This window comes from Bacillus sp. DJP31, assembly GCF_049310945.1.
Taxonomy (GTDB): Bacteria; Bacillota; Bacilli; order Bacillales; family SA4; genus Bacillus_BS.
The window spans coordinates 1-872 of the sequence record NZ_JBMERO010000102.1 but is presented as its reverse complement, the minus strand read 5'-3'; the positions used below and the strand labels follow the sequence as shown (position 1 = coordinate 872).

The following is an 872-nucleotide window of genomic DNA, read 5'->3' as shown; positions in this document are numbered from 1 at the left end:
CTCACGAATCGGAGTCCTCTACTTTCTAGTTCCTTATCGAGTTCATTCAAAATAATATTACTCAATAACGGACTGAGGTTACCTCCTTGCGGAGTCCCAACTGGTGTTTCTTCATATTTTCCCTTCACCATGACTCCACTGACTAAGTATTTTCTTATTAGCGAGATAATATCTCCGTCGTCTATTGTGTTGGATATGATTCTCATGAGTTTATCGTGGTGGACTGTATCGAAGAATCTTTCAAGGTCAATGTCCACTACCCAATCGTGTTCATCATTCAGAAATTCCAAACTTTTTATAATCGCCATCTCATAGCTTCTTCTTGGTCTAAAGCCGTAGCTGAATTCACTGAACTGTTTTTCAAATATCGGACTGAGCACTTGATGAATGGCTTGTTGAACTACTCTATCCACTACTGTTGGTATTCCCAATTTGCGCATCTTTCCATTTTCTTTTGGGGTCTCCACTCTTAAGGCAGCTTGTGGTTGCTATTTTCTTGTTCTAATGCGCTGACGCAGTACATCCTTGTTCTCTTTCAGATATTGCTTTAGTTCGTCGACTGTTACTCCATCGACCCCACTTGCACCTTTATTTTTGTAGACACGTAAGTAGGCTTCATTCATATTTTGATTACTTAGAATCCGTTCTAAAAGTTCCACACTCGTTTCTCCTTTCCTCTCACGTTGTAAGTGATTGCTCTATTTTGGTTACCCTCTGAGATACGCTCATACTTTCACCATTAACGCATTCGGAGTTCGTCACTTACGCATTCGTGGCGTTGAAACACTATAAATTGTTCAGCCCTTCATGAATTATAGTTCATTACTATGGCTTTCTGCTGACTTCTTGCGACTAACCTTTTTCGACTGAAA

At 40.0% G+C, this 872-nt stretch carries 2 protein-coding genes; both read right to left on the bottom strand.

Going from position 1 to position 872, the window contains the following annotated elements:
• On the bottom strand, positions 1-431 hold a 431-nt coding region (locus ACOI1C_RS22635; RefSeq protein WP_422512893.1), incomplete at its 3' end, for a reverse transcriptase domain-containing protein.
• Positions 432-488: 57 nt separating this feature from the next.
• Positions 489-659 carry a hypothetical protein gene (locus tag ACOI1C_RS22630; protein ID WP_422512892.1) on the bottom strand — a complete coding sequence of 57 codons (171 nt, stop codon included), beginning with the start codon at positions 657-659 and terminating at the stop codon, positions 489-491.
• Positions 660-872 lie beyond the last annotated feature (213 nt).